The organism is Stenotrophomonas sp. SrG (genome assembly GCF_050031795.1).
GTDB classification, from domain to species: Bacteria; Pseudomonadota; Gammaproteobacteria; order Xanthomonadales; family Xanthomonadaceae; genus Stenotrophomonas; species Stenotrophomonas rhizophila_A.
On record NZ_JBNBBE010001320.1, the window covers coordinates 1 to 236 of the forward strand.

A 236-nucleotide genomic window follows, 5' to 3' on the forward strand; every position below is an offset into this window, starting at 1 on the left:
GGAGGGGGAGGTGCCCGGGCGGGCATCGGCCAGCAGGCCGTCCCAGCCAGGCGCGCCGCGGCCGATCAGGCCGAGCAGCGCAGCGGTAGGGAGGGGGCGGCCGTCGACCGCGCGCAGCGCCTCGTCGACCAGTGCCGGGTGGCAGACCCGCACCACGTCGCAGCCGGCATCCCGGTGCGCAAGCCCGCGCGCCTGCACGCCCCCGGCGGAGAACGAGGCGGCCAGGCCGATCTCGG

At 79.2% G+C, this 236-nt stretch carries 1 pseudogene; it reads right to left on the reverse strand.

From position 1 onward, the window contains the following. Positions 1-236, reverse strand: a pseudogene (locus ACQG3P_RS23700) (beta-N-acetylhexosaminidase); the annotation flags it as partial.